Raw genomic sequence first — 8,464 nt, 5'->3', positions numbered from 1 at the left:
TATTCAAATTCCTATAAATATATTTGATCAACGTTTAATAAGAACAAATTTATTAAATAAATTATACAAATCTAATATCGAGATATACGCGCGTAGTATCTATCTTCAAGGGTTATTACTTATGCCCCCATGTGAATTGCCAGACAATTTGAAGGATGCAAAAATGTATTTAGAGCATCTAGAAGTAATAGCTAAGAAGGAAGGATTAAGTATAATGGAAATAGCACTGTTATATATTAGAGATCTTCCGGAGATAGTGAAAATAATTATTGGCTGTGAAACAATGGAGCAATTAATTTATAATCTTCGAATTATAAATTTACCTCCACTAACAAAAAGTATTGTGAATGAAATACACGATAGTTTTCAAGATTTACCCGATAAAATAATTGATCCAAGAAAGTGGATTTAGATCATTTATAAATGCAAATCAACCTCTTAATTTAACAGAAAAAGTGGCTGGTGTAATAGATAAAGCAGTCTATATGGAAAAGGATAGGAGATAACGGTATCATTTTTTGTATCGTGAGTTAACGTGGGGAAAAATCTAACGAATTCATTGGATTTATTCAATGATGCATATATGAAACTAAGGATCGATAAATGATCCAGATACCCATTTGTTATCATATATTATCAATAATAAATAAAAAGATTGTAATTAGGAATAATGTATAAATTAGATTTGGAGATTTTACAAAAATAATTAAGCATAGATTTCCACAGATACAAGTTGAAACTTTAAATAAAGTTTTAGTGGTAGGATTAGTCTGATTATATAAATTTTCTGAAGAACCAAGGATTTTTCTAACCATAGAAATTAAGTTACACTTTTGAAAACGAATATAGTGAACTAAAGATAATCAAATTACATGAAAGTTCCTTTACACCATATGCAAAATATAGCACGTATACGGTGTATAGTGAATTTTACTCCGGATGTTTATGTCTGAAATGACAATTGGGTATATATAATTTATCTTTTGTATCAATTGAATGGTTAAGTATTAGTAAATAATATTAGGAATGGATATTATGAAAATAGTATTTCGAGTAGATGCCTCAACACAAACAGGTACGGGCCATGTAATGCGGTGTTTAACCCTAGCGAATAAATTTAAAAATAAGGGTCATAAGGTAGTTTTTGTATCAAGAGAATTAGATGGTCATATGTGTAATTTTATAAAGTAGAAAGGATATACAGTATATGTATTACCGAATATGGGATTTGTAAGAAATGGTTGCAATATTAAGCATGCACAGTGGCCTCAAACAAGTTGGAAAATAGATGCGCAACAAACAATAGATATTATAAAAGAGAATCTTCAGTTTGTAAATTGGATAATTGTAGACCATTACGCTTTAGATAAAAATTAGGAAGCAGAATTGAAGGAATTCACTCAATATATAATAGTTATAGATGATTTAGCTGACGGGTTACACTTCTGTGATATACTGCTTGATCAAAATTTTCATAAAAATTTTGATCAAAGGTATATAAACAGTTAGTTCCTAAAAATTGTACAAGGCTTTTAGGTCCGCGATATGGATTACTAAGACCAGAAGTCTTAAGGGCACGAAAAACGTTAAGGAACAGGGTTAATATTTTTAAAACAATACTCGTGTTTTTTTGTGGGAGCGACCCTACTAATGAGACATACAAAGTAATCAAGGCCCTAGAAAAAATTGATTGCAGACAATTTCGTATTGATGTAGTTGTTGGTCAATCAAATCCTCAATAGGAAAACATACAGGATTTATATAAAAAGCATTCGAATATGAACTTTCATTATCAAGTTAATTATATTTCCAGATTAATGTGTGAGACGGACCTAGCGATATGTGCTGGGGGGACAACAACATGGGAAAGGTATTGTTTAGGATTACCAGCAATATTGATTTCAGTAGCATATAATCAAGTTGAAATAAGTGAAATAGTAAATGGTTTAGGTATTAATTGGTATATTGGGAAATCAGAAGATATTTATGAAAAGGATATTAGAGATGCAATTGAAAATATTAAAAAAGAAGGTTTTGATTTAAAGGACCGCTCTAATAAAGCTTTGGAATTTGTGGATGGTTGTGGAACGGATCGAGTTACAAAAAAGATTTTGGAATACTACATAAATTTAGATTAAAGTCGCTACTTATTATTTTCATAATAAATAATTTTATAGAGCACTAACTATTATAAAAACTACTGACAAGGCTGATGCTCGAGAATTCAAAATACAAATAATGCACTGGAAACTGTAATTGTTTTTGATTGTGAGTGTTTCTAGTTGGAATTTTTCTATTTTGTTATAATAAAGGTATCCCAATAATATCTTGAAAGAGAACAATCATTTTTTAAGTAACGTCTTCATTCTATGAGGGGATTGAAGTTTTTTCATATAACTACTTATTATACTAATTGATATAGAAGCAATGCGTATGATTAATAAGAAACAGAGTTGTTAAAGGGTGAAGGTTGCCCACACCCAAAATGAATTTATTGATTAACTGTTTGATGACGTGCAAGAATATGTAAATTAGTAGAGGGATCATGCTCTAATTATTTTTAAAGGAGTATGAAATAATTGGACTAGCTATTAATCCACCTTGACTTAAAGTATCTCTCCATATATGCCTTGTTTTTTTTTTTGATGATCAAATTGGGCGAGCTTCCAAAAACAATGCTATTGTTAGGTATATCTGTATCCTTAATATAAGTATTTGCTGATATTAAGCAATTTTCTCCTATTTTGCAATTTCCAATAACGGTAACTCCTGAAAACAAAACTACATTTTTCTCAAAGGTAGGATATATACCTTTGTTATTACCTACCGTACAATTCTGAGAAAAGCTAAAAAAGTCTGAATAACTTGCTCTACCCATTACAGTTCCAATTGGATGCTCTAAAGAAAAAATATCTGGAAGTTCGACCTCAAAGTATAAATCTATAGAGTTAAATATTTTATTTAGATAATAAACTCTATCTGCTAGGTCATTGTATTTAAACTCTTTCCAGATAGTATGTGATAAATAATATAAGAACACTGAATATTGACCAGAGTGAAAGGGATTAAAATAAACCTGATTATTTTTTGAATAATATTTGTTTTTATTAAATTTGAAATTATATTCTGTACGCTCCAAAGCAATATCTATACTTTTTTGCAGTATATTAAGTTCATGAGTTTCATCAAATGTTAGCAAATTATTTAATTGTTTAGCACATAAACTAATTAATCCATTTTTCGTGGTAGAAATTAATATTATACTCACCCTCCCCAAATAAACAATTTTATTTATGTAACCCAACGTACCGTATAATATGTAGTTAAAGAACTTCTTAGAACAAAGGGAAATTATTAAAACAAAAAATAGATATCGTTAACACCATAAAATCGTCAATGTCCATCCCTATCTAGATAAACTAAATAGGGATTAGAATGATTCATAAATAAGAGGAGAATTCATATTATATTTTTAATTAAATTATTTTCCCACTAGAATCATTCTAATAAATGTTAGTTAATCATATAATCTCATAAAAAAGTTAAAAAATATGTTATAGATTATTTTTATAAGTTTTGAAGAAATTACTCGTTATATAACGAGTAATAATAACTCAATACTTAACATTGTTAATTTATTATTCTAGAAAATTGGAGGTTATACATGAATATTATTGCAGAGGTGGCCCAAGGTTTTGAAGGGAATCTTAGGCAAGCTGAATTATTAGCATTAGGAGCTATAAGAGCAGGAGCAGATGCTATAAAATATCAGCTTGTTTATGCTGATGAGCTGGCTACACCTGATTATCAATATTATAATTTTTTTAAGTCACTAGAGATGGATGATCATGCATGGGAAAGCATTGCTTCTCTTATTAAAAAACATCAAAAAAAGCTTTTTTTTGATATATACGGAGATAAAAGTTATCAATTAGCAAAAAAATTAGGTGCTTCAGGAGTAAAGATATCGACCACAGATTTTTACAATGAAGACCTTATCAAGAAAGCCCTTAATGCCTTTGAAACAGTATTTATATCAATAGGTGGAATCCCTATAGAGGAAATTGACAATCTTGTAAGAAAAATTGCTCTATACGATAACTTTATATTAATGTATGGTTTTCAAGCTGAACCGACAAATGTTGAAGATAACCATTTATTAAGGTTGGCAAGGCTTAAGGATCGTTATCAACACATATATTTCGGTTTTATGGATCATTCTATAGGTTATTTAGAAGAATCTTTTTACTTACCAATTATGGTTTTAAATATGGGAATCACATACATAGAAAAACATATTACTCTCGATCCTTTATTAAAAATTGAAGATCATATCTCGGCATTAGAACCGCAAAAATTTAAGAAATTTGTATGTACTATAAGGAAAATGCAAAAAGCTTTAGGAAATCCAGAGCTAATTTTAACTGAAAAAGAAAAAGAATATCAGAATAAAGCGGGGAAAGTTGTAGTAGCTAAACGAAATCTAAGCCCTGGAGATATCATTCAAGAACAGGATGTTGAGTTAAAACGAGTTAGGAATGGAAATAGTGAAAAACAAATTACAAGATTGTCTCATGTTCTAGGGAAAACTATAAATCTACCTTTAGAAATGAATGCTGAAATAACAAAAGACATGTTGTTATCAAATCGGAAGCTTGTTGCAGCACTAGCTTGTAGAGTAAAAAGCTCACGTTTATACGCTAAACCATTGCAAAACTTAGATATTGATAAACAAAGAACAATATTAGATTACATTCTTAGCTGTTTAAAAGAAGAAGCATGTATTGAAGAGATTGTGCTTGGAATATCAAGAGGGGAAGAAAATGCTGTTTTTATAGATTATGCAAAGAAGAACAACCTGCCCTATATTATAGGAGACGAAAACGATGTTCTTATGAGATTAATTCAATGTGGCGTTGAGAGTAAAGCTACCGATATCTTTAGAATTACACCTGAGTCTCCCTATACGTATTATGAGGCTGTTGAAAATGCATGGATAGAGCACATAAGCGGAGATTATGATGCTACATTTCTTGATGAGGTGCCAGACGGAAGTGGTTTTGAAATTTTTAAACTTAATGCATTGCAGTTTTCTCATCACAACGGCGATGAACGTCATAGAAGTGAGCTTTGTTCTTTATATATACGGGAAAATAGAGAAATATTTAATATTAATCAAATAGATGTTTCTAAGAAGATGAAACGAACAGACCTTCGTCTGACTGTCGATTACCCAGAAGATTTAATTTTATGCAGATCTATATATACACATTTCAAAGATAGATTTTCGAATATTCCGTTAAATGAAATAATACTTTATCTAGATAAAAACCCATACTTAAAGGCTTTAGTCCAAAAATATGTAGAAGATGGACTAAAAAATATGTATTTGTAGTTCTGCTGACTTGTTGATTAAGCTTCTAACGTATTAGGTTTATACATTTTATATTATAGAGAATGTAAAATCTTAATTTTCAGGTGTTTTCTTAGTTGCGATTTCTTTGTTGGGTCGCTTTCAAAGGAGTTCAGTAATATTCAAACTTGGCTAACATAGTGAATTAAAAATTAAAAAAGGTTGTGTATCTTAAATAAACATAAAACATTGATTTATCTTCATATAAGAAAAATAGATTGAATAGTAATTCTATTCCATGCATAACCAAATATGCATAAGAAATATATCTTAAATTACAATTATTAAAAAATATAGAGGGGGGAATTACAATGATAGAACGTTATCAATGTTCAGAAAAAATGTTAGAGAGAGCTCTTAAAACGATTCCTCTTGGAAGCCAAACATTTAGTAAAAGTAAAACACAATATCCGTTTGGAGTATCCCCCTACTTTTTGCAAAAGGGTTTAAGGAGTCATGTTTGGGATGTAGATGGGAATGAATATATAGATTTTATAAATAGCCTAGCTGCCATTACATTGGGATATAATGACCCAGATGTTACGGAAGCCGTACGAGATCAATTAAATGAAGGAGTTATTTTTTCTCTCCCACATCCTATTGAAGTCGATGTTTCGGAAAAAATAGTTAATATGGTACCGTGCGCTGAAATGGTTAGATTCGGAAAAAATGGTTCAGATGTCACATCAGGAGCGATTCGTCTTGCAAGAGCATATACAAAACGTGACCGTGTGGCTGTCTGTGGTTATCATGGGTGGCAGGATTGGTATATTGGATCTACATCACGTAATAAAGGTGTACCAAAGTCTATACAAGATTTAACGAGTTCTTTTATTTATAATGATATAAATTCATTAAAGAAAATATTTCAGGTGTGGCCCAATCAAGTAGCAGCAGTGATTTTAGAACCTATGAATATTAACGAACCAAAAAATGGATTTTTAGAGGAAGTAAAAGAATTAGCTCATAAAAATGGAGCTCTTCTAATCTTTGATGAAACAGTAACAGGTTTTCGTTATGCTAATGGCGGTGCTCAGGAATATTTCGGTGTGACTCCTGATTTAGCGACATTTGGTAAAGGAATGGCTAATGGTTATCCTTTGTCAGCTATGGTTGGTCGGGAAAATATTATGACATTAATGGAGGAAATATTTTTCTCTTTTACTTTTGGAGGAGAAGCATTGTCATTGGCTGCTTCCTTAGCGACTATGGAGAAATTACAAAGGCAACCTATCCTTGAAACAATAAAAGTTCAAGGACAAAAGGTACTAGAAGGTGTACAAAAATTAATTGAAAAATATGAAATGGATCATATTTTATCTATTACAGGTCATCCTTCATGGTCATTTCTACTATTTAAAGATGTAGGCAAGTACAATCAATATGAAATAAAAACATTGTTTTTACAAGAAGTTTTTAAACGGGGTATTTTAACAATCGGTACACATAATATAAGTTACTCTCATAGTGATAACGATTTACAAAAACTGTTCACAGTTTATGATGAAGTTTTTCCTATAATAAAAGATGCTGTTGATAAAAAAGAACTCAAAAAATATCTTCGTTGTACTCCTTTGTCACCAGTTTTTAAAATTCGATAAACTTCTTAATTTACTGGCAAATAAATTTTACTATGAAAATAATTATTTTGAAACAAAGAGGTTAATTCAATTATCATTTTCTGAAGTATAAATCTATTTCAAATAGTTTATGTTCAGATTCTACTTTAATAACTTTATATTTGAATTCATTTGGATAAGTAGTCTAATTTTTTTGTGAAAGTTTTCTTCCTTATATAACAGCAAAAAGGGAAGTTATATAAGGAAGATATAACATGAACCTATTTTTTAAAAGTTTTAAGAAAAGATTAAGATCACATCAACAAATAGTTTTTGATTAATTAGAGGGGGGAGAGTGAAAAAAATAACTTTACGCGATGTTAATTACAATGATTAGGTTTACTATTTAAGTGGAGAAATTCAAAAAAGTAAGAAAATGAATGTATAACTCCGATGAAATCAGTTGGAGAGATCATAAAAATTGGTTCGAAAAATTAGGTAGTAACCCAGATTCTATGAATATAGTGGTAAGCGATATGGAGTTATTTCTTATAAGAATATAAATCTAGAAAAACGTAAATGTACATGAGGATTTTATATTGGAGAATCTAATTATCCAAATGGTCCTGGTAAAGTTCTTGGTTATGCTAGATTAAATTTTGCTTTTTATGACCTCGGGGTAAAAACAGTATATGGTGAAGTACCAATTAACAACAAATCTAGTATTAATTTCCACAAAAATCCAAGATTTATACAGCATGAATTTATAAAAAAACATTACACTCACCCTCATCTTTTTAAGGGGATTTATAATTTCCCCTAAATTTAGTCGGATGGGATATGATGGAATATAACCTTCTTGAAAAAGAGATGGGGAATTCTCATGAAAACCATAAGAGTTAATAAACGAGAAATTGGATTAAATCATCTTCCTTTTATCACTGTAGAAATGTCGGGAAATCATAATAAATCACTTGATAGAGCACTGTCTATAGTAGAAGCTGCCGCTAAAGCAGGCGCTCATGGATTTAAAATACAAACATACACACCAGAAACGATGACTCTAGATATTAAAAAAAATGAATTTCGTATAGATAATGGAAAAAGCCTATGGAAAGGAAAATCTCTTTTCGAATTATATCAAGAGGCATACACTCCGTGAGAATGGCACCAGCCCATATTTGATAAATGTAGAGAATTAGGAATGATTCCTCTTAGTACGCCATTTGATAGGAATTTTGATAGGAATTCAGTCGATTTTCTTAATTGTACTAGTAGTAATTTGTAGATTAAAATCAACTCGTTTACCCAAAAAAGCTTTATTACTTCTAAATGGAATCCCTACTATAGAAAAGTGTCTCTTAAATTGTTTAACTGTCTCGCAAGTTAAAGAAGTTGTCCTTACTACTTCTGATTTACCTCAAATCGTTCATATTATCATATCTTATTACTTTATATCCCCTACTCAATAACCTTCTTGAATGGTATATAT

At 30.1% G+C, this 8,464-nt stretch carries 6 protein-coding genes and 1 pseudogene; 6 read left to right on the top strand and 1 reads right to left on the bottom strand.

What is annotated here, in order from left to right; genetic code table 11:
* Both ACLHDF_RS24050 and ACLHDF_RS24045 read left to right on the top strand, forming a co-directional pair.
* Positions 1 to 412 (top strand): aldo/keto reductase (locus ACLHDF_RS24050; protein WP_413921098.1); only part of this gene is annotated, 412 nt, incomplete at its 5' end.
* Positions 413 to 1,895: 1,483 nt separating this feature from the next.
* Positions 1,896 to 2,138 (top strand): hypothetical protein, encoded by a 243-nt coding sequence (locus tag ACLHDF_RS24045; protein ID WP_413921097.1) that lies wholly within the window; start codon positions 1,896 to 1,898, stop codon positions 2,136 to 2,138.
* 446 nt (positions 2,139 to 2,584) lie between these two features.
* Here the strand turns inward: ACLHDF_RS24045 and ACLHDF_RS24040 are convergent, their stop codons facing one another.
* Entirely contained in the window at positions 2,585 to 3,268 is a 684-nt protein-coding gene (locus tag ACLHDF_RS24040; protein WP_413921096.1) for a transferase, read from the bottom strand.
* 396 nt (positions 3,269 to 3,664) lie between these two features.
* Here ACLHDF_RS24040 and ACLHDF_RS24035 point away from each other — a divergent pair, with 396 nt between their 5' ends.
* The 4 genes and pseudogenes from ACLHDF_RS24035 to ACLHDF_RS24020 all read left to right on the top strand — a co-directional run bounded on the left by ACLHDF_RS24035 (position 3,665) and on the right by ACLHDF_RS24020 (position 8,444).
* The gene (locus ACLHDF_RS24035) at positions 3,665 to 5,395 is read left to right on the top strand and encodes an N-acetylneuraminate synthase family protein (RefSeq protein ID WP_413921095.1); all 1,731 of its coding nucleotides are present in this window, start codon (positions 3,665 to 3,667) and stop codon (positions 5,393 to 5,395) included.
* Between the two features lie 329 nt (positions 5,396 to 5,724).
* Positions 5,725 to 7,014 carry an aminotransferase class III-fold pyridoxal phosphate-dependent enzyme gene (locus tag ACLHDF_RS24030; RefSeq protein WP_413921094.1) on the top strand — a complete coding sequence of 430 codons (1,290 nt, stop codon included), beginning with the start codon at positions 5,725 to 5,727 and terminating at the stop codon, positions 7,012 to 7,014.
* An 841-nt stretch (positions 7,015 to 7,855) separates the two neighbouring features.
* Positions 7,856 to 8,236, top strand: a pseudogene (locus tag ACLHDF_RS24025) (N-acetylneuraminate synthase family protein); the annotation flags it as partial.
* A complete protein-coding gene (locus ACLHDF_RS24020; protein WP_413921093.1) occupies positions 8,199 to 8,444 on the top strand; it encodes a cytidylyltransferase domain-containing protein in 246 nt (81 codons plus the stop codon). The pseudogene ACLHDF_RS24025 and the gene ACLHDF_RS24020, both read left to right, overlap by 38 nt.
* The last annotated feature ends 20 nt before the right edge of the window (positions 8,445 to 8,464 follow it).

Origin of the sequence: Priestia megaterium (assembly GCF_046599315.1) — a bacterium.
GTDB lineage: Bacteria > Bacillota > Bacilli > Bacillales > Bacillaceae_H > Priestia > Priestia megaterium_F.
This window is presented reverse-complemented; position numbering and strand designations above follow the sequence as displayed.

Bases quoted from the DNA above. Each gene is read 5' to 3' on its own strand.
- ACLHDF_RS24035 (WP_413921095.1), top strand. From the start codon at position 3,665: ATGAATATTATTGCAGAGGTGGCCCAAGGTTTTGAAGGGAATCTTAGG.
- ACLHDF_RS24030 (WP_413921094.1), top strand. From the start codon at position 5,725: ATGATAGAACGTTATCAATGTTCAGAAAAAATGTTAGAGAGAGCTCTT.